Annotated in this window: 19 protein-coding genes; 18 read left to right on the plus strand and 1 reads right to left on the minus strand. The window is 53.8% G+C overall.

The window, feature by feature from the left end; translation table 11 throughout:
* Nucleotides 1-6 precede the first annotated feature (6 nt).
* From lhgO to PV433_RS33370, 13 genes are all read left to right on the plus strand, one after another.
* Nucleotides 7-1,260 (plus strand): L-2-hydroxyglutarate oxidase, encoded by a 1,254-nt coding sequence (lhgO, locus tag PV433_RS33310; protein ID WP_332076251.1) that lies wholly within the window; start codon nucleotides 7-9, stop codon nucleotides 1,258-1,260.
* Entirely contained in the window at nucleotides 1,245-2,699 is a 1,455-nt protein-coding gene (locus PV433_RS33315; protein ID WP_332076252.1) for a hypothetical protein, read from the plus strand. The genes lhgO and PV433_RS33315 overlap by 16 nt, the downstream gene beginning before the upstream one ends.
* Nucleotides 2,692-3,669, plus strand: a complete 978-nt coding sequence (locus PV433_RS33320; protein ID WP_332076253.1) for a Gfo/Idh/MocA family oxidoreductase — start codon at nucleotides 2,692-2,694, stop codon at nucleotides 3,667-3,669. The genes PV433_RS33315 and PV433_RS33320 overlap by 8 nt, the downstream gene beginning before the upstream one ends.
* Nucleotides 3,670-3,882: 213 nt before the next feature.
* The gene (locus tag PV433_RS33325; protein ID WP_332076254.1) at nucleotides 3,883-4,452 is read left to right on the plus strand and encodes an SF0329 family protein; all 570 of its coding nucleotides are present in this window, start codon (nucleotides 3,883-3,885) and stop codon (nucleotides 4,450-4,452) included.
* A 35-nt stretch (nucleotides 4,453-4,487) separates the two neighbouring features.
* Nucleotides 4,488-6,515, plus strand: a complete 2,028-nt coding sequence (locus PV433_RS33330; RefSeq protein ID WP_332076255.1) for an alpha-amylase family protein — start codon at nucleotides 4,488-4,490, stop codon at nucleotides 6,513-6,515.
* A gap of 336 nt (nucleotides 6,516-6,851) precedes the next feature.
* Nucleotides 6,852-7,826, plus strand: a complete 975-nt coding sequence (locus PV433_RS33335) for an AraC family ligand binding domain-containing protein (protein WP_332076256.1) — start codon at nucleotides 6,852-6,854, stop codon at nucleotides 7,824-7,826.
* Nucleotides 7,827-8,236: 410 nt separating this feature from the next.
* Nucleotides 8,237-8,617, plus strand: a complete 381-nt coding sequence (locus PV433_RS33340) for a hypothetical protein (protein WP_332076257.1) — start codon at nucleotides 8,237-8,239, stop codon at nucleotides 8,615-8,617.
* A 78-nt stretch (nucleotides 8,618-8,695) separates the two neighbouring features.
* Nucleotides 8,696-9,358 carry a cysteine hydrolase family protein gene (locus PV433_RS33345; RefSeq protein ID WP_332076258.1) on the plus strand — a complete coding sequence of 221 codons (663 nt, stop codon included), beginning with the start codon at nucleotides 8,696-8,698 and terminating at the stop codon, nucleotides 9,356-9,358.
* Between the two features lie 210 nt (nucleotides 9,359-9,568).
* Nucleotides 9,569-11,431 (plus strand): AraC family transcriptional regulator, encoded by a 1,863-nt coding sequence (locus PV433_RS33350; RefSeq protein ID WP_332076259.1) that lies wholly within the window; start codon nucleotides 9,569-9,571, stop codon nucleotides 11,429-11,431.
* A gap of 100 nt (nucleotides 11,432-11,531) precedes the next feature.
* Entirely contained in the window at nucleotides 11,532-12,524 is a 993-nt protein-coding gene (locus PV433_RS33355; RefSeq protein ID WP_332076260.1) for an ABC transporter substrate-binding protein, read from the plus strand.
* Between the two features lie 212 nt (nucleotides 12,525-12,736).
* Entirely contained in the window at nucleotides 12,737-13,462 is a 726-nt protein-coding gene (locus tag PV433_RS33360) for a hypothetical protein (RefSeq protein ID WP_332076261.1), read from the plus strand.
* Entirely contained in the window at nucleotides 13,428-13,634 is a 207-nt protein-coding gene (locus PV433_RS33365) for a hypothetical protein (RefSeq protein WP_332076262.1), read from the plus strand. Before PV433_RS33360 ends, PV433_RS33365 begins: the two co-directional genes overlap by 35 nt.
* Nucleotides 13,631-14,674: an FAD-dependent oxidoreductase gene (locus PV433_RS33370; RefSeq protein ID WP_332076263.1), complete on the plus strand. Its 1,044-nt coding sequence runs from the start codon at nucleotides 13,631-13,633 to the stop codon at nucleotides 14,672-14,674. Before PV433_RS33365 ends, PV433_RS33370 begins: the two co-directional genes overlap by 4 nt.
* A 348-nt stretch (nucleotides 14,675-15,022) precedes the next feature.
* Here PV433_RS33370 and PV433_RS33375 read toward each other — a convergent pair whose 3' ends face one another.
* On the minus strand, nucleotides 15,023-16,324 hold the full coding sequence (locus PV433_RS33375) for an ankyrin repeat domain-containing protein (RefSeq protein WP_332076264.1): 1,302 nt from the start codon (nucleotides 16,322-16,324) through the stop codon (nucleotides 15,023-15,025).
* Between the two features lie 131 nt (nucleotides 16,325-16,455).
* Between PV433_RS33375 and PV433_RS33380 the strand changes: the two genes are divergently transcribed.
* The 5 genes from PV433_RS33380 to PV433_RS33400 are packed head-to-tail and all read left to right on the plus strand — an operon-like array spanning nucleotide 16,456 to nucleotide 19,762.
* Nucleotides 16,456-17,961 carry an AAA family ATPase gene (locus PV433_RS33380; RefSeq protein WP_332076265.1) on the plus strand — a complete coding sequence of 502 codons (1,506 nt, stop codon included), beginning with the start codon at nucleotides 16,456-16,458 and terminating at the stop codon, nucleotides 17,959-17,961.
* A gap of 20 nt (nucleotides 17,962-17,981) precedes the next feature.
* On the plus strand, nucleotides 17,982-18,383 hold the full coding sequence (locus PV433_RS33385) for a DUF1257 domain-containing protein (RefSeq protein WP_332076266.1): 402 nt from the start codon (nucleotides 17,982-17,984) through the stop codon (nucleotides 18,381-18,383).
* Nucleotide 18,384: 1 nt separating this feature from the next.
* Nucleotides 18,385-18,582 carry a DUF2997 domain-containing protein gene (locus tag PV433_RS33390; RefSeq protein WP_332076267.1) on the plus strand — a complete coding sequence of 66 codons (198 nt, stop codon included), beginning with the start codon at nucleotides 18,385-18,387 and terminating at the stop codon, nucleotides 18,580-18,582.
* Nucleotides 18,583-18,634: 52 nt separating this feature from the next.
* On the plus strand, nucleotides 18,635-19,195 hold the full coding sequence (locus PV433_RS33395) for a 4Fe-4S single cluster domain-containing protein (protein WP_332076268.1): 561 nt from the start codon (nucleotides 18,635-18,637) through the stop codon (nucleotides 19,193-19,195).
* A gap of 24 nt (nucleotides 19,196-19,219) precedes the next feature.
* Nucleotides 19,220-19,762 carry a cyclase family protein gene (locus PV433_RS33400; RefSeq protein WP_332076269.1) on the plus strand — a complete coding sequence of 181 codons (543 nt, stop codon included), beginning with the start codon at nucleotides 19,220-19,222 and terminating at the stop codon, nucleotides 19,760-19,762.
* Nucleotides 19,763-20,135: the final 373 nt, after the last annotated feature.

Raw genomic sequence — 20,135 nt, forward strand, 5'->3', positions numbered from 1 at the left:
AACACATTGCGGTACGATTATTTAATCGCAGGAGCCGGTATCATCGGGCTGTCGATCGCCAGGGAACTGATCCGCCGGGAGCCTCAGGCGCGCATTGCGATCATCGAGAAGGAGTCGGACGTTGCCAAGCATGCCAGCGGACGCAACAGCGGTGTTCTGCATGCCGGATTTTATTATACGGCGGACAGCCTGAAAGCAAGATTTACGCGCGACGGCAATCGTGCGATGAAGAAATACTGCGAGCAGAACGGGTTGTTCATCAATCCGTGCGGCAAACTGGTCGTAGCCTCGGACGAGTCGGAGCTGCAGGGGCTCGAGGAGCTGAAGCGGCGGGCGGCACGCAACGGCGTTCGACTGGAATGGCTGAGCGAGGAGGAAGCGGCCCGGATTGAACCGAACGTCAGGACGTACAGGAAGGCGTTGTACTCGCCGGATACCGCCTCGGTAGATCCGGTGGAAGTGTGCCAGTGTCTGAAGAGAGAGCTTGTGTCTGGCGGCGTAGATTTCTTTTTCAATACCAAGTATACCGGCAGGTCGCACCAGACGATCCGGACCAACAAGCCGGTATTCACGTGCGGCTATTTCATTAACGCTGCCGGTCTGTTTGCCGATCGGATTGCCCGCGATTTCGGCTTCGGACTGCAGTATACGATCATTCCGTTCAAAGGCATCTATATGAAATATGCGAAAAACAAGTCTGACGTAACAACGAACATATACCCGGTTCCGAACTTGAACAATCCTTTTCTCGGCGTCCACTTTACCAAGACGGTTGACGGGAGCATCAAAATCGGACCGACCGCGATTCCCGCCTTCTGGCGTGAAAATTACAAAGGGTTTCATCGGTTTAATCTGGGGGAGTTTATTCAAATTCTGTATTACGAAGCGAAGCTGTTTCTGACCAATTCGTTTCATTTCCGCCAGCTTGCTTTCGAAGAAATGAAGAAATATGACAAAGCGAACTTCATCGGCTTGTCGCTCAAAATGGTCAAAGCAATGGACCGGAACGGATTCGGCGATTTTTTGCAGCCGGGCATTCGCGCACAGTTGCTGAACAAAAAGACGCTGGAACTCGTGCAGGATTTTGTGGTAGAGGGGGACGCCGGTTCCATTCACGTGCTGAATGCCGTGTCGCCGGCTTTTACTTGCTCGTTCCCGTTCGCAGAATATGTGGCGGAGCTTATCGGAGAAAAACGGTCGGCCGTGAAATCGTCCCTTGCCTCGAAACCGGAGGAGGACCTTATATGTCAGGTTACTTGAAAATCGGATGGGCGGAAGCCGATATTACACCTGAGCGGCCTGCGCTTCTGTCGGGCATGTTCCACGCCCGGTTATCCGAAGGCGTGCTCGATCCGCTGAGCGCAACGGCCTGCGTGCTGGAATCGGCCGAAGCGAAGTCGGTTATCGTCAGCTGCGATCTGCTGGCTATATCGGAGGAACTGCGTGATCGGGTTCGCGACAAGCTTGGAAGTGCAGTCGGCGACGAGCTGGACCCGGCGGTTGTTCTGATTCACGCTACCCATACGCATACCGGTCCGGAAACGAGATTTCCGTCCCCCCTGGCCGCTCATACGGCGCTCGGAGTCGGCGTTGAACTTGACTATTTACCGGTGGAGACGTACGTGGAATTTGCGGCCGCGCGGATCGCGGAGGCGATAGCCGAAGCCTGGCAAAAGCGGAAGCAGGCGGGTATCGCTTACGGGATCGGCGATGCGGTGCTCGGACGAAACCGCCGTTGGGTCAATCAGGAGGGCGTCAGCGCCAAGTACGGGCTCGTACCGCCGGCATCCGAAGGTTTTAGCCATGTAGAAGGATATGAGGACCACAGTCTCCAAGTGCTGGCGACGTATGAACCGAACGGGGATTTGGCCGGACTGATCGTTAATGTGCCGTGTCCCTCGCAGCTTAGCGAAAGCGAGTTCTCGGTCAGCGCGGATTATTGGTACGAAACGAGGCGGGAGCTGCGCCATCGTTTCGGAGAACACTTATATATCCTCGCCCAATGCAGCGCCGCCGGCGAGTTGTGCCCGTTTCCGCTGTTCGAAAGCGCGGCCTATGAGCGGATGCGGATGCTGAAAGGACAAACGGCAAGACAAGAGATCGCTATGCGTATCGCGGATGAAGTATGCGCGCTGCTGCCGCCAATAAGTCAAGTCATCGATTATGCGCCCATTCTGCGTCACCGGGTTGTGAAGCTCGATCTCCCCGTTAACCCTCTGACCGCAGCGGATGCCGCAAGCGCCGGGCAAGAAGCAGAGCATCTGCGGGCCGTGTATGAAAAGGAGCTAGGTCAGCTGGAACAAGACCCGATGCGGAGACAGAAACGATGGTATGTTGCGGCAAGCGCAGCTTATCGTCAGATGCATTGGAATCAAAATGTGGTGAATCGCCTCGAGCATCAGAAGCGGAACCGATCGCTGCCTGTCGAAATTCATCTGCTCCGTCTCGGCGATATCGCCCTTGCTTCCAATCCGTTCGAGTTATATGTCGATTACGGCATCCGGATCAAAGTTCGAAGTCCTGCCGTCCAGACGTTTCTCGTACAGCTTGCAGGAGGAGGCACTTACTTGCCAAGTCCCAAATCGCTGCAGGGTGGCGGTTACGGCTCGATTCCGGCCAACAATCCGGCAGGCACGGAGGCGGGGAAGCAGCTCGTTGACAAGACGGTGCAAGGCTTGCGAGAATTATGGGATGAGTGATGGATACACGGAAGGGAGCGGCATTATGTTGAATCGGGAACTGCGATTGGCCATGCTGGGTATGGTGGAAGGGAACGGGCACCCGTACTCCTGGAGCGCCATTGTGAACGGATACCGGGAGGAGGAAATGAAGACATGTCCTTATCCGGCGATCTTCCCATACTTGAGCCGGCAGCCAGCGGAACAGTTCGGGATACCCGGAGCGCGAGTGACGCATATATGGACGGATCGTCCGGAGGAGGGGGAGCAAGTCGCCCGGGCCTCCCGGATCGGTCAGGTGGTGGCGCGGCCGGAGGACGTGATCGGCCATGTGGATGCGGTATTGATCACGACCGATATCGGGAGTGAGCATGTGGAGCGGTGCCGGCCGTTTGTCGAAGCGGGGCTGCCGGTATTCGTGGATAAGCCGCTGACCGATAACGAAGCGGATTTACGGCAATTTTGCCGGTGGGTGGAGGAAGGCAAGGCGATACTGTCGTCGAGCAGCTCGCGGTACAGCAAGGAGTTTCTGCCTTACCGCCTGTCGACGCACAGTCTGGGGCAGTTGCGATTCGTCTCCGCGACGATGCTCAAAAGCTGGGAACGGTACGGCATCCATTCTTTGGAGGCGGTGTATACGATTGTCGGGCCGGGATTCCTTTCGGTGCGCCATTCCGGTACGAAGGAGCGCAGTATCGTCCATTTGAAGCACCACAGTGGAGTGGACATCGTCGTGGCGGTCATTGAGGACCTGTATGGCTCTTACGGGATTTTGCAGCTGTGCGGAACCGATGATTACGCCGTTGTGCGCACAAGGGACACCTTCTATTCCTTCAAGGCCCAGCTCCAAAGCTTTGTCGGCTATGTCCGCACCGGAGAGCGGCCTTATCCCTTCACGGAGACCGTCGAGCTGTGCAAGTTGATTATTGCCGGTATCCGCAGCCGGGAACAGGGAGGACGCGAAGTATTTCTGGATGAACTGGAACTGTAACTGTCTAGGGACACCAAGCCGTCTACATAAATGGTTACGGGAAAGCTTGAGAGATCAAGCTTTCTTTTTTGTTTGCAGCGACTATTTTCGCCCGCTCTATTGATTTAACTTATTTCTATCGAACATAGAGGAGATGACGTTTGTTATAGTATGATGGAGAATAGATCAACTGCCTCAGGTAGGCAGTAATTCCTATAAAACAAGGAGTAGTACATGTCCTGGAGCAAATTGAAACAAAATCTGGAAAGTTTTCTCTGTCCTGCCTTGCATGGAAGGGTCGAATACCTTGCGACGAGCTACCGTTATTTACCCGATAAAGCTGGGCTTTGCAATCTTGCTGTAGATAAAAAGAACGTACTGAATATGGGGGATACAGCCAACTTCATCAGATGGTATCAGTCGGAGCTGGAAATTAAGAATGATCCGGACATCCAAATTCCCGTCGATAATGAAGATCTGGAAGCCGTCCGAAAAGAGATCAAGGGGGACGTTCCGGAGGATCGTCTGAAAGTAATTGCAGCAAGCAGAAAAAAAACAGTATATGCAAAGGCGCTTCTGTCGGCGCAGTCAACCTTATGTAAATCCAATTTTATCGTTATCGCTACTAAGTTTCTGTCTGCTTCTATCGAGGAAAGCTTAGAGAGCGACGAGATTCTATTGAATGTTCTAGCATTGATAGACAGACGAGTTGGAAAAAAACGAATATTAACTATGAGCGAAAAGATGAAATTCAAGCATCCTATTGTGCAGTATTTTTATGAACTGCGGCTTAGTACGTTATAAATAAAGCGAACGCCAAGCATTAAGGGGGAACGGCCATGATCGAAAAGCAAGCGACAAACCGAAAAATTCATCTGGATTTCCACACGCCGCATTGGGTGAAACGGGTCGGACACGAATACGATCCGGAAGCGCTGGTCCGCACCTGGAAGGAGGCGGAGGTGAACGCCGTCACAGTCGTCTTCGGCGCCTGCGCTTGCGGCAATGCTTATTACGAAGCCGGCTCCGGTCTCGTCCATCCCGGACTGGAGCGGGATATGCTCGCTCCGCTTCTGCCTGTCGCCAAGCGGGAAGGCATCGCCATCTATGTCCATTTCTCCGTTGGGATTCACGACCGGGCCGTCATCGAGCATCCCGATTGGTCGATCGTTACGAAAGAGGGCGCCGCACTCGATACGAAAAACGGAACGGAGTGGGGATGGACCTGCCTGAATTCCCCGTTTACGGAAACATGGTTCTGGCCGCAGCTCAGAGCGTTCGTGCAGCGGTTTCCGGAGGTGGCGGGCATTTTCCTCGATATGGTGATGATACCGGGGGAAGGCAATTGTTATTGCCGCTATTGCAATCAAAAAGCGGAGCAGCTCGGACTCGACCTGGAGCGGGAAGAGCATCAGGAGCGGCTCGAGCGCGTCACGCTGGACGACTTCATGGTGAAGACGCGGGACATTGTCAAAACATTCGGGCGGCCGGATCTGGCATTTACGTGCAACAACCAGTGGTATGTAGGCGGAGCGCGCAGCGAGGCGCTCGATTTTATCGAGCTGGAGGCGCCGGTCAGCTGGAACAGCTACCATTACCCGGTGATCGCCCGGTACATTCGCACCTTGCCGAAACCTTCCGGTGGAATGACGACGCGATTTCCGAAAAATTGGGGGTATTTCGGCAGTCTGAACAACCCCGTACAGTTGAAATTCGAGTGCGCCACGATTATGGCTACGCTCGGCGATTGCTGCGTCGGGGATCAGCTTACGCCGTCCGGCAAGCCGGAGGAGGGCGTCTATGAGCTAATCGGTGAAGCGTTCCGCTTCGTGAAGGAGCGGGAAGCTTGGACGTCCGGCGCCAAATCGGTGCCCTATATCGCGCTAGCCGCCGACCGTCAGCGCAAAGCCTCTTCGAGCGGCAACGCGAGCAATAGCGGGAGGCAGACGAGGGCGGCGCTGTATGGCGCGGGCCTGGCGCTGCTCGAAGGCAGCCGGCATTACGACATCATCGATCAGGACAGCGATTTCTCCAAATATACCTGCATCTGGCTCGCGGAGAACCGTACATTCGATCCGGCTCTGGCGCAAGCGGTCCGGGATTTTGTCGAAAGCGGCGGAAAGCTGCTTGTGACTGGCGCGGGCCTTTGGGAGCAGGACGACTGGAGGGAGGTGCTGGAGGAAATGGCGGATGTCCGGTATGACGGACCCGGCCGGTTCGCCGGCACGTTTATCCGGCCGCTGCCAAGGCTGGCTGCTTCCGTCGCCCCGGTCCCTTACTTCGTCAAGGGCGACTTCGTCCGTCTGACGCCCGGACCGCGAGCCGAGACGATCGCCGCGCTGCATGAGCCGTATGAGGGCATCGATCCGGCCGTCCGCTTCGGGCATTTCCACGCGCCGGCCGGCGAGGTGAGCGGAGAGCCCGGAGCGGTGCTGGCCTCGTTCGGCAAGGGGAAGATCGCGATCGCAGCCGTTCCGCTGGCGGAGGACTATTTCCACATCGGCAGCCGCAACGCCAGGCAGTTGGCGCTGAACATGATCGACCTGTTGGTCGATCCGGAGGAGCGGATTGTGGAAGCGGACACCCGATCGCCTTCGATCGAGGTATCGCTGATGAGCCAGATTGGGCCCGACCGCTGGGTGCTTCACCTCGTCCAATACGGCGCTAAGCGAAGTACCGGGAATACGGTGATCGAGGAGCTGCCGGTGCGAACCGCGATCCCGGTTAGCCTGAGGCCGCCGCGTAAGCCGCGCGACGTATCGCTCGCTCCGTCGGGAGAGGCGTTGTCCTGGGGCTGGCAGGACGGGACGGTGAAGCTGATTGTACCGGAGCTGCATATTCATCAGATGATTGTGCTTACATTCTGATTGAATATAAGCTTTGATCTGACGCAGACCAGTGCTTGCATCATTCGGTTTGGGCGCGCTGCAGTGTTTGGACAGGAAGCTTGATGAGAAATGCCGGCCATGCCGCTTCACCTGGGATCGTTGAGGGGAGCGGCATTTGGTTGTTTGCAGCAAGACCGGCTTGTTAGCGGTCCCTGAATGATGGAGGAGTCTTCCTCTCTTCAAATCTGTTGACGGATTCTAATGAGACGAAGAAAAAGCGCTTCTCTCCGCTTGTAAAGGGCTTCTCTATGACATAAAATTAATGATAATGATTATCATTATCTTAAAACGTAATGGAGAAACGGAGCCAAACCGATGTCAGACTTCCATCATAACATTCGATTGTTTTTCGACGGCTTCGGGTTGCACGGGCCAAGCGGACACGGCTCGGAATCGAAGCAGCTGCGATCGTCTATCGGCAAGGGGACGATCCGCCGCTTCGGTCCCCGTCCCGATCTGGAGGTCGTATGCTTGGAGTTATCCTGTCACGGAGATTTTGTGATGCCGGTTGCGACGAGATCGCCGATGGTCGAGCTTCTATATTGTCTGCAAGGAACGAGAGTTCTCCATATCGAACGCAAACCGTACGAAATAACACCGGGGATGTGCGCGCTTCAACTGATCGGCGAGGTGGAGGCGCAGTTCGAATTCGCCGGGAATCAGCGGTATCGGGTGCTCGGGCTCGGGATTCCCGTTTCGACCTTCCACCGGTATCTTGAAGATTTTTCCGGCGGACGGTTGGACTTTGCCAATTTGCTTGGAAGACAGTCGTACCGCCTTTTTCAAGAATCGATCAATCCGGCGGCTTCTGTGATTGCAGGGAGGTTGACTCATTCCGTGCAGAAGAGCGGCGTTACAAATCTGGAGACGGAGTGCCGCGTTCTGGAGCTCCTGCTGTCGGCGTTTCAGTCCTTTTTTGACGAACCGAAGCGTACGAGCTTGTCCACCGATGAAATCCATAAAATAAAACGGGTGCGCGAAATAGTGCTGGAACGTATGGCCAATCCGCCATCGCTGGTCGAGCTGTCCCGAATGGTCGGTCTGAACGACAACAAATTGAAAATCGGCTTAAAAGAGCTGTACGGAACGACCGTATTCGGTTATTTGCGGGAGAGAGGGAGGCGAATACGAGCCGTTGAACCCTCTATTTTGTGCTGCACGCAGTTAGCTTACCCCGTACGCATTTCGTTTGGGCGAAGCCGGACACGATCCGGCTGCAAAAAGGCGGTCTGTGGACCGGTGTACCGTCAGCTAGTCGAATTGTTTACACGTTACTGGACCGTCGGGTAATTTCCTGACGGTTTTTCTATGCCCGTTTTACCTTGTAACCGGGAAAATTCTCCGGCTAGTGGTAGAAGGGAGAAGCGGCGCTGTTGTATGCTAAATAGTATGATAATGAATATCATTATCATACTCAACGATCCATTTGCGATGGAAATGAATTCTATACGCTAATCAGAAAGGAAAAGTTAGAAGGGTGGCTAGGAAGAGGCTGTTTTCGTTCTTGAGCGGACAGAGTGTGCTGCTGCTCAAACGAAACAGCCTTTTTAAGTGCAGGAAGCCGTGGAGAAGTGGCTGTGCTACAAGTCAATATCAAGAAGTATATGGTAAAAGTGTGAAGGGTATCTTGAACACGCATAGAATTTATTGATGGAATCCACGATTGGACACTTAGGTATGGAAAAATACAATGCTCTTAAGTGGAGGGTTGGTCGTTTACAGGATTTATTAACATCAAAGGCGTGGAAGTACCTGTTCCGGAACAAAGTAAAAGATTGAATATGAAATTCAGAAAAAATGGCGGAGCTGAGTTGTACTATCCCTATATAGAGAATGGGGTGCCTAAATCCTATTCTTATGGAACCCTATATATCGGTCCGGGCTTTGAACAATTAACAATTTTGATTTATGAAATACAAGAAGTATCCCCCAATGAAACCCGAAGGAGTTGGAACAGTGAAACCGGCTTTGTACTGTCAGCACCTGCACAAAATAGAGAGGAGGCATTGCAAATTAAAACGGATCTAATGGCAACACCGGCCGGAATAACACTCGCAGCTTTAGAGGCATCCGACGAGTGACTTATTTTCGCTGTATAGAAGGAAGAACCTTATCCTTATCCTTATCCTTCAGTACAATATTAAATTGTAGGAGGTTATATGGGCAACGATTCTCTTTCTAGCACATTCCTGTTACCTGTAAAAAAATACAACGCGGATCCGAATTTAAGGATTCCTATTGTTCCAGAGAACACCGCTTTATTATTAGTTGATTGCGACGAGTCTTCGGCAGACCATAAAATTGTAGAAAACCAGATTCATCAGGCACTAAAAATCGCAAGAGAAGTTGGAATGAAAGTTGTTTATTTATACAATGCGATTCACGGAGTTGGCGGCCCTAATGATGTTACAACACGAATCCACGGATTAGATTATCTAGAAAACAGCTGGAAACCAATAACTCCTGTTTTTAACCGCTCCATTCAGCCGTTAGAATCCGAAGCTGTCATTCCTAAATCACATAAGGATGGGTTTAACGGGACGATGCTGGATTATTATCTAAAAACATGGATGATCGATACGCTCCTTGTAGCAGGATTCCATCTCAAATCCTGTCTGTTTCATACTTGCGTTGGTGCTCGCCATCACAATTATCGAGTGATTATGTTGAGGGACTGTACGAATTCTTTTGAATTTCCCGATACATTGGATTCGGACAATCCCGAAGGGGGATGGCTTAGGTTTATCTTCCTCAGAATGTACGAAACCGATATCAGGTACACTTCAACTTCGGATGATTTAATAAAAAGTAATACTCGCTGACTCTTAACCAAGAAGCGATCATCTATTCATCGCTCAGTTCGAGGCATATTCATACAAAAAAAGAAATCCCTAAGGCAGCCCTTCCCAAGGCTGCCTTGTTTCGGTTGAGAAAAAGGAGGAATCACAATAGTCGCACATCCTCCATCCGTTCGCTGTATAATAAAAATAGTTACCCAAAAAAGTCACCAAACAAGCGGGGGTTCATGTACCGTGTTTCTCAAAAAAAGCCGGTTTACCAAAAATGGAAACCTATATGAATACTATAAGATTGTCGAAACCTACAAAGACGAGTCAGGCCGCAGCAAGCACCGGGTAGTGAAACATCTCGGCAAACTAACCGAGGAGGATGCGGCCGGAGTCCGGCAAGTATTGAAGGAGCAAGGCAAGCGGACTGCGGAAAGGAAAGCGGGAACGAGCGCAAGCATGGTGCAGGAAGCCGTGAAAAAGCCGGTTACTCCGCCGCCGCAGCAGGTTGCCGTTTTGCTGGATACGCAAAGTATCGCCTACAAGCCGTATGACCAGAAGGAATGGAATGTGACGGAAGCGGACATGCTCCTTCTCGTAAGAGGGGGAGCCGGCGAGTTGTATATGAACGGCAGGAAAATCGAGCTTGTGTACGGTCTGGTCGTTTATGCACCTGCCGGGAGCGGCATGTTTGTCGTTAATACGGGGAGCGGGATGCTGCAGCTGGGACGTATGACCGTTGAAGCGATCCGAAAATCCGAACAATCTGCGGGTAAAGCTCCCTATATCCAGGAACGGTTCGCTTACGGCTTTCCGGAGCCGGTCCGGCTGAGGTCCCCGTATCCGGTTATGCAGCTGTTTAAGGAGCTTCATTCGCTCTACGGAAACGGACGGCAGCACGATGTGTTCAGAAGGCTGCTGTTGTTTTACAGAATTCTGGATATACTGCTGGCCGACATGCCGGACAACGGAGGGCGGGAGACGGGAGGAGCCGGCATCGAGCAGACGATCGATTTTATCCATAAGCATTACCGCGACGCTCTTACGAGGGATCAGCTTGCCGGCCAATTCGGCGTGTCTCCGGCCCATTTCTCACGGTTGTTCCGGAAAGAGACGGGAATGAGCTTCAGCGATTATGTCCTGCACTTGCGTATCGAGAAAGCGAAGGAGCTGCTCCTTCTATCCAACTCCGGCGTAGCTGATATAGCCCGGCAAATCGGGTTTGAAAATGCGCACTACTTTAGCCGAAAGTTCAAGCAAATAGCCGGCATCTCGCCGAGCGCCTACATCCATCAGCCCAAAACGTACGTTTCCCTCGATGCCGGCATGACCGCTTGCCTGCTGACGCTCGGTGTTGTTCCGCGCGCCTGCGTGCTGCCTGCCTGGATGAGGGAGCATTTCGGTCATTTGCTTGACGAGGCGGAATGCATCACGATCGACGGTCTGGAAGAACAGAACATCCGTCTGCTGCGCGAGATGAAGCCGGATCTTGTATTTTGCAATGTCCATAAGATGGATATGGAACCTGTCGCTCAGTTGGGGCCAGTCGCAGCGATTGACCTGGAAGCGATGGACTGGAAGGAACTGATCCGTTATATCGCCGAGATAGTCGGCAAGCAGCGTGAGGCCGAGGCGTGGCTGACCTCGTTCGAGAAACGGCTGGCCTTGGCCAAGCAGCAGTTGGGACGTGTGCTTCATGGACAGGAGACGTTCGCTATTTTGCAGATGGCGTCCGGTAACATGCATATTTACGGCGATCTAAGAAGCATGGGAGGGCCGATGCTCTACCGGTGTCTGGAGCTTCCACCCCCGGCTGCCGTGAAGGAGCGAATTATCGATCAAGGGCTTCTGAATGTCCGCATCAGTGCAGCCGAATTGCCGGAATACTCCGCCGATCATCTGATCATCGTCAACTATGCATCCAACTGGGTGGATCGGGACAAAACGCTTGCCTCCCATCCGCAGTGGAAGAAGTTTGCCGCCGTGAGGAACAACCAGGTGTACGAAGTGAATCGGGAGCTGTTTTACGGTTTTGATCCGCTGTCGTTGGAGCTGCAGATGCGGGAGATTGTGAGACTCGTCACCTCGCGTCTCCCGTCACATCTGTAGACGACAAAGATCATGAGCGTGTATGGACGGTAAACTGCCGGATCAGTATGATTGGTTTGAGAACTATTATCATTATCAATCAAGGGGAGAGAAACACGGCATGTTTGCGAAGAAATATTGGATAACGGCTGCGACGGCAGCCGTGCTTGCGGTATGCAGCGCATGCGGCAGTACACCGAAAACGGAATCGACACCAGGAGCGGTCCCGGCTCCGGCGGCTAATCAGCCGGCCGGCGGCGCCGCACAATCGATCACCGTCAAGACGACCAAAGAGGAGGTAACGATTCCGGCACAGCCGAAACGTGTTGTCGCCGCTTATTATCACGGTACCCTTACGGCGCTTGGCATCCCCGTCGTCGGCGCGAACAAGGAATGGTGGATGGGCAGCCCTTTCCTGAAGGAGCAGGAAGCCAAGATGGAAGATATCGGGGCGCCGGGCTCGGTGGAGAAAATCGCGACGATGGACCCGGACCTGATCGTCATTAACGGGTTTGCGGAGGAAAATTATGACAAGCTGTCGAAGATTGCGCCGACAGTGTTCATTCCGTATACGGCCTACAATAATGTCCGCGAAGAAGTAAAGCTGCTGGGAGAGATGTTCGGCAAGCAGAAGGAAGCCGCCCAGTGGCTGGCCCAATATGAGGAGAAGTCGAAAGCGGTGCGCGAGAAAGTGAAAGGAGCGGTGAAAGAGGGCGAATCCGCCGTTCTCATTAACGTCAGGGAGAAAAAAATATCGTTTCTCGGCGATAACTACGGACGCGGCGGCGAGGTCATTTATAATATGCTGAAAATGAAGGTGCCCGACTTCGTGCAGAAGGAAGCGATCGACAGCGGCAAACAGCTGGTTGAAATCTCGATGGAGACGCTGCCGACTTATGCGAATGCCGATCATATTTTCATCTGTATCAACGACGGCACAACCGAAGAGCAGATGAAGGCGGTGCTGGAAAGCCCGATCTGGAAAACGCTGCCGGCCGTGAAAAACAACAAGGTGCATATGCTCGACTATAAAACCTATCTGCATTACGATCCGATCTCCATTCTCGGGCAGGCCGACCTGATCGCCGACATGCTCGTGAAAAGCGCCAAATAATCGAAAGCAGGCAAAACCAAAGGCATCGTCCGCTACTAACGGGCATGCCTTTTTTGGTGTCGAGGGATGCCGGGAACGGATATAACGTTCTGGATTAAGAAAAGAAGCGCTCTGTCCAATCTGCAGCCAAATGGGATTGAAGCTGTGAAGAAGATCGCTGGCCGGATATGCATGCCGCCGGGGAAGTTGCCGGTACCGCGGCAGCTTTATGCTTGCGTACCGGAATGCAGCCGCGCGAAATCGATGTATCCGTGTTGCAGCGCAGGCTTATACAACGAGGCGTGCTTACCGCAAGCGATCTGTCCCGTCCAAGCGCACCGTGGGTAACATTGTCCGGTAGCAAGAGAGGGGACGGCGAATGGACGCTGGAGGCGGTCGTACAGCCCGATCGTCTAAGCATGCTGCTGGACGCCATGGGCACAGAGGAAGAAGGAAAAGCGTTGTGGTGGATTTGGAAGGCTGGGGATGCGGCCTTGCCGGCCTTGCGTTTACGGTTTGCGGCTGCTCAAGGCTTTCCGCGCAGAGGTATTGCCCTTGCCCTTGCGCTGTTAGGCGACCGCAGCGGCGTACCGGAATTGATTCGCTCCGTGATCGATCGCGACGAAGACGGACTACCCGGGGTTGAGGCGCGGGTTCCGCCGCGCTGGATCGCTTGCCTGCTCGGGCTGCAAATGTTGAGGGAGCCTTCCTGCGCGGCTGTTTTGCTGGACCGTCTGCCGCCCGCGAAGCCGGCTGTACGGCTAACGGCTTATGCCGAAATTCTGCATGTGCTCCACTATGTAATCGAAGTGGCCGACCGGTTACTCCCTGCAGAACAGCTTAAGGCGGTTCGCGCGATCGAAGAGCTGCTTAACCCTGCCGGAGCTCGGAGACGATTGGGTTTCCGGCGGGGGGATGGCCGATGTGCAGAAGGAAGTGTCTATTCGCTGGAATATTGAAATGACGGGCGCATATGCGCTTTGCATACTGGGGGAACGAAAAGGGGGCGCGCTTTTGGAAAGCTACTTGCACGACCGGCGCCTTTATGCCCGCAATATGGCCCGTGTCTTGCTGGAGCGGTTAGCAAGCCGAACCTTTATCAACGATATCGAGGCGGTGAAACGGGCATGAATCGAGCGAGAATCGAGGAGCTTCCTGTCTATGGGGAATACGATGCAATCGTTTCCGGCGGCGGGTTGTCCGGAGTAACGTGCGCGGTCGCCCTGGGGCGTTCCGGCAAGCGGGTGGCGCTTGTGGAACGGCGCAGTACATTAGGCTGGGAACTGGTGCGCGCCCGGCGAATCCTAGGATTGTCATCGGCAGACAAGTCGATCTCTTCAAGCTACGCGGCGGATATTGCAAAAGCGTCGAAGCTCGGCTCGCGACAGGGATTTGGGTATAACGTGCCTGCCGTCGAACTGGAGCTAGACCGATGGGTGGCGGAGGCGAATGTCGATGTGATGTTTCATGGATGGACGCGAAATGTAACGGAGAGCGGCGGGCAAGTTGACGGACTGGTTGTCGGGACGAAGGAAGGTTACGTTCGCCTTCTAGCGCCGCTCGTGGTGGAGACGGACGATTCCGGCCGGTTGATCGACCCGCGCATACGGATGGCGGTGTCCAGACCAGTCTGGCGCTCCTGTTTGCTGCATGACGCCGTGTTGTCCGGCAATCGAGTGATCAAGCATGCAGACGGCCGTCCTATTTCGCTCCGGCCGTTATCGGAGGATCACTGCCGCGTCGACATTCCGCTAAAGGGCGAAAACTTGCAGAGCCGCGATTTGGAGTTTCACACGGCACTGCTGGAAGTGCTGACCCTCATTCGGGGCGAGCATGGATGCGAATCGGCGAAGCTGTACTTTTTGGCGGAAGAGGAGTGGGCGCAGCCCGGTTTACGTCTATCGGTCGAGGCGGGGACGGAAGGGGAGGTTATCGGTCAACTGATGCAGGCCGCGCCTTCGTCGGAACGAGGTCGAAGCCGGAAGCCGCAACGTCTGACTTCGCGGCATATGCTCGCCACGCACAGCAAAGGGCTAGTATTGGGAGGGCCGTGGCTGCCTGATTATTTGGACTGTTCTGGGGGCAGTGAAGAAGCGGATATGGTCAATCGGGTATTGCTGGGAGAGGCGGTAGCCGCTTTTGCCGGCAGCAAGGTCCTGTCGAAGGCTTGATAATTACGTGAAGACTTAGAAGGCATACTACTTTACCGGAGGACAACGGATGCGCGCCGGCTCCGTCGGGCCCGTATTCGCTTGTTACAGTGGTTGGCAAGCCTGCGAATCGGCTATGTTGCATACTCAGTCTTAATTGAAGAGAATGCCCGGGATGCTGCAATACGTTAATAACCGGGGATTGAAGAGGATACAGGTGAAGGGGAGCAGGCAGTAGCCCGCTTCCCCTTCATCTGTTTCGGCATCCGCACTTCTAACAAGATGCCGGCAGCTTCCTTACCGCGGCTTCTATAGTATTTTTCCTCAGTTGATAAATACGACCTCGCCGTTTCAGATAATATATTCAATCTACTCAAAAGTAATCTTCCGCCCCACACCAGTCGGCGCCGCCTGGCCGGCGCCTTGCGCAGATTCCTGTACCGCACTTCCGCCTGCCCGATTTGCCGACATAATCGTTACGAGCTCCTTATAGCGTTTTTCGGTGGCATACTGCAGCGGCGATTTTTGATAGACATCCTGCTGATGAGGATTTGCGCCCAATCTCAATAAGAGCGAAGCGATTGTCGGGTTGTTTTCGCCCACGGCGTAATGCAAAGGGGTTCTTCCCATAAAATCGCCCTGATTGAGATCGATGCCTTCCTGTGTAAGAAGCGTAATCATAGCAAGACGTTCCTGCTCGACGTAGGTTTCCAAGGAAGTGACGTCTTCCAGCATAATATCGTTATAGGTGATGGCCAGGCTGATCAGATTCCGTCCCGTGCCATCCAGATAGGTTTTCTCTGCCCCCTGTTTGATCAGCAGATGATAGACGGCGTTTTTAGGGTGCCATTTAAGAAGCTCTTCCATAAGACTGCCAAGTTCCGGGGGACGGCCTTTGCTTCGTAAACAAGAAATGTAGGTATCCAGAATCGCAAGTTTGCCCATGTTGACAGCTTGTATGATGGGAGACGGAATCCATATTTTGTGCGAATAAGGATCGGCTCCCGCTTCGACAATTTTGCGGACCAAATCCGGATCGGCATCATTCCGGTTGCAGGCATACAGCGCGATGTCCAGCGATCGGACGCCGGATTTCGGCAGGATCAGCCCGATCAGTTTCTCATTGCGGTTGATGATTGCATAACTGAGCGCCGTTTGATGATCCGAGTCTTCCGCGTTGACATCGGCGCCCGCACCGATTAAATATTCGACAAGAGCGGTTTTATTTTCGGAGGCGGCCACCAAAAGGGCGGTTTTTTGCTGGCGATGCCTGGTTTCCAAGTCATAGCCCTGCTGCACGAAGGCGGCGAGCGTTTCGACCTTGCCCTGCTTGGCCGCCTCGAAAGCGGCCCGTTTCTCGTCCTTGGTAAATTCCCGCTTCGGGGCGACGATTTGGGGAGCTGTAGCTTTGGAAATCTCGGGCTGCGCCGCTGCCGGAGAAGACTCGTAGCCGATCCCTAAATAATGAAGCATCAGAACAAGAAAAGCTTCGCCTTGCGCTCCGCTGCATTGGAGCTGACTCGTAAACGCCTCGCTGAGCTGCTGAAAGTCGCTGTGGGTCAAATTGCTGTTTTGACGCACAAAAATCTTTTGGAACGTTTCGCTCCGGGTAATTCGTAGCAGGTCCCCGGCCACTTGACGATTGAAATCATCCACCGAAAGTATCGCCATGATGCTCCTCCTCAAACATGAACTTGCGAAAACAAGGAATGGCTGGAATGCCCAGCCGAATGTATAATTATTATAGCTTCACATGGAATGATTGAACATACATAATTCGACAAGCGGAAGGAATGACATCGATGTTCCACATCACCAGCTACCTTCAGGCCGGATATCCGACGTTATGGATTCGGACATGGGAAGAAGATCGCGCTTTAACGCAATTGACGAAAGTAGCCGGCGAACTGTCTCTGAAACTGAAGGTATGGTCCATTACAGAAGGTTGGGTTAGCAAAGACACGGGAAAACGGCTGGAAGTAAGCGACCCTTTGGAAGCGCTGAATGCGGTGCGCGATGGCGAAGATTCGAGCCTCTATGTGCTGCTCAATTTCCATTTTTATCTGGGCAGTCCCGAGGTGTTGCAGAAGATTAAAGACCTGATCCCGATCGCCAAAAGCCGCGGCCGCCATCTTGTGTTTTTGTCCTGCCGCGTCGATCTTCCGCCTGAGATTGAAAAAGAAATAACACTGATCGATATTCCCCTCCCGAAGATCGAAGAGTTGTCCGCTGTGCTGGACAGTGTTCTGGAATCCGTCCCGCATTCGATCCAGGTGGATGACCGGAAGGCGCTGCTGGAAAATGCGCTGGGACTCACTTGCGCGGAGGCGGAAAATGCGTTCGCCCTGTCGCTGGTCCGTCACAAAAGTTTTTCGATCGAGTCGATCCGGGACGTCCAGCTGGAAAAATCCAATATTATTCGAAAATCGGGCTTGCTCGAGTTTATTCCTGCCGATCATACGACCGAAGAAATCGGCGGGCTGGATTTGCTGAAGTCATGGTTGTCCGAGCGAAAGCGGGCCTTTTCCGAGAAAGCGCAAGCGTTCGGTTTGCCGAACCCGAAGGGAGTGCTGGTCGTCGGAGTGCCGGGCAGCGGTAAATCCCTGTCGGCCAAAGCGATCTCGAGCGCATGGAACTTGCCCTTGCTTCGATTCGATATCGGGAAAGTGTTCGGCAGTCTTGTCGGACAATCCGAGGAGCAGATGAGACGGGCGCTGCAGTTGGCCGAGACGATATCGCCTTGCATTTTGTGGATCGATGAACTGGAAAAGGGGATGGCCGGACTTCAAGGTTCGGGCTCGTCCGATTCAGGCGTAACTGCGCGAGTGCTTGGAACGTTCCTCACATGGATGCAGGAGAAGACGCGGCCTGTCTTTGTATTTGCAACAGCTAATAATGTGAACGCCTTGCCTCCGGAATTGTTACGGAAAGGAAGATTCGATGAACTGTTTTATGTGGATCTGCCTAGCGAGGTCGAACGAAAAGATATTCTCCGCATACATCTGACAAAGCGCAGACGCAATCCGGAGGCGTTCGATCTGGGCCAACTTGCCCGGGAGAGCGACGGTTTTGGAGGAGCCGAGATCGAGCAGGCGATCGTGTCCGGACTGTACCGGGCCTTCAGTCTCAACCGCGATTTGCAGACAACCGATATTGTGGAAGCTTGCCGCGCGACCAAGCCGCTCTCGCAAATCATGAAGGCGCATATCGAGCGGATTCGGGAATGGGGGGCGACGAACGCTCGCCCGGCTTCCTCCGGCATGGTTGAGGCAGCCGGTGACGATAATAAAAGGCGCTTGTTTTTTTAAGGCAGGAGGCAGGGGAACCGATGTCGCATTTCTCAACGTTACAAACGACGATCAAAAACATCGAGGCGGTGCAGATCGCGTGCAAGGAACTCGGACTTGAACTTGTGCAGGAAGGGCAGGCGCGGGGTTATCAGGGGCGTGCTATACTTGGAGACTATGTGATCATATGCAAAGGACCGTACGACGTGGTGTTGAATAAGCAGCCGGATGGTCAATATACGCTTATAACCGATTGGTACCAGGGGCATGTGGCCAAAGAGATTGGAGACGGCGGCGGTCGACTGCTGCAAACGTACGGCGTCGCTCTTGCCACGATGGAGGCTCGCAAGCTGGGCTATTCCGTCTCCCGCCAATCGATGCCGGACGGCTCGGTGAAAGTGGTTCTGACACAAGCGGCGTCAAGCGGCGGATGGGGGCAGTAAGATGAAGCGGATTGTTATTACGGTCGGGACCGACGGCTCCATTTCGATTGAAGCCCAAAACTATAACGGCACGGAATGCGACGAAGCGACCCGGCCATTTGAGACGGCATTGGGGCAAATCACGAAGAAGCGGCGAAAACCGGAATTTTATGCAGCACAGCAGGAACATGTGAGCAAACATGAAAAGTTTTATGAGTGATGAGGCGCCACGCGATCTGAATTCACCGATTATGCACCGTGATATCTGCCTTATGCTTCATACGGAGGTCACCCCTTATTCGTTGGTTAACGGTCCCGGGCTGCGTGCGGTCATCCACGTTCAGGGCTGCTCCCTCGGCTGCAAAGGGTGCTTTAATCCCGCATCTCACCAAGCGGGGACCGGGAATAAAGTGAGCGTCGGCGAGATCTGCACAAGCATTCCTGCTGAAGTGGAAGGAGTCACCATTAGCGGCGGAGAGCCTTTTCAGCAACCGGAAGGTTTGCTGGCGCTTGTTCAGGCGCTTCGGAAACTAGGTTATTCCATTCTCGTATTCAGCGGCTACACGATGGAGGAAATCGTTCAGCTTCCGAATGGGCGGGGCGCATTAGATTGCATTGACGTGTTAATCGACGGGCGCTATGAAGCGAACAAACCGGCTGCAGAAGGTATTCGCGGGAGCGTGAATCAGGTCATCCACATCCTGACGGATCGTTACCAGTTAGACGATCTGCTCAACCGGCAGACGGAACTGACTTTCCGGCAGGATGGAACGGTTTCGGTCACCGGTTTTCCAAACGCGAGGATTCAGAGGTTTTTTCGTCAGGAAGGATAGGATGTTCAGGAAGGGGACGCCCAAGTGAGAGTGATCGATTTGTCGTTACCGATAACGGACGGCATGCCCGTCTATCCCGGCGATCCGGAGGTAAAAGTCAAGATCGCGCACACCTACGAGCGCCATAACTGGGAGCTGCGGCAGCTTTCGATGGGCAGCCATACCGGCACGCATGTGGACGCGCCTTCCCATATGCACCCCGGTGCCGAGACATTAGACGAATTGCCGTTGGAGCGATTTTTCGGGGCATCGCGTGTAGTGCGGATTGAAGACGCTGCTTGGCCGGGAGGCCGGGGGCTGTTTTTTGCCGAAGCCGTAGGACTGGAATGCTTGGACCGGCTCGCTGCGCTGCAACCGCCGTTCGTCGGCGGCGAATTGTCTGAACAGCTGGAGCGGGCGCTGCTCGCTATCGGCATCGTGACCTATACGGGGCTGCAAGGATTGGAGCGTCTTCCTGCCGGAACCGACTTTATGTTTTACGGGTTTCCTTTACGTATCGCCGGTGGCGACGGGTCCCCGGTTCGGGCCGTTGCGGTGGTGGAGGAGGAACCGGTGGAGTTTGGATGAAACGTAGAAAGCCGTACCCATGGTATCGGCGATATGTTTCTGTTCCCAGCTGTCCTCGTGCCAGGTTAATGTCTCGGTGCATGCGGCAGGGGTTCCGTCAGGAGACTGAAGCACGCCTCGCAGCTGTTGCAGACAACGACCTTGTCCGTGTAGAAGGTAAGCGAACGTTCAGGTTTTTCCAACTGCTCGAATTTTGCCATACGTTCCGGAAATACGTGGGAATAATGCCCGGGCAGTTCCATTCACAGCCGCTTGAGCCGGACTAACGATATGGTTTTTAGCTATAGTCAAAAACGTTCTAGTACGAAGCACAAAATTAATAACGAAAGATTTCTATTACATAGATGAGCTATGCACTAGGGTTGAGAAGGTA

This window comes from Paenibacillus sp. GYB004 (genome assembly GCF_036577605.1).
Classification (GTDB): Bacteria; Bacillota; Bacilli; order Paenibacillales; family NBRC-103111; genus Paenibacillus_AB; species Paenibacillus_AB oceani.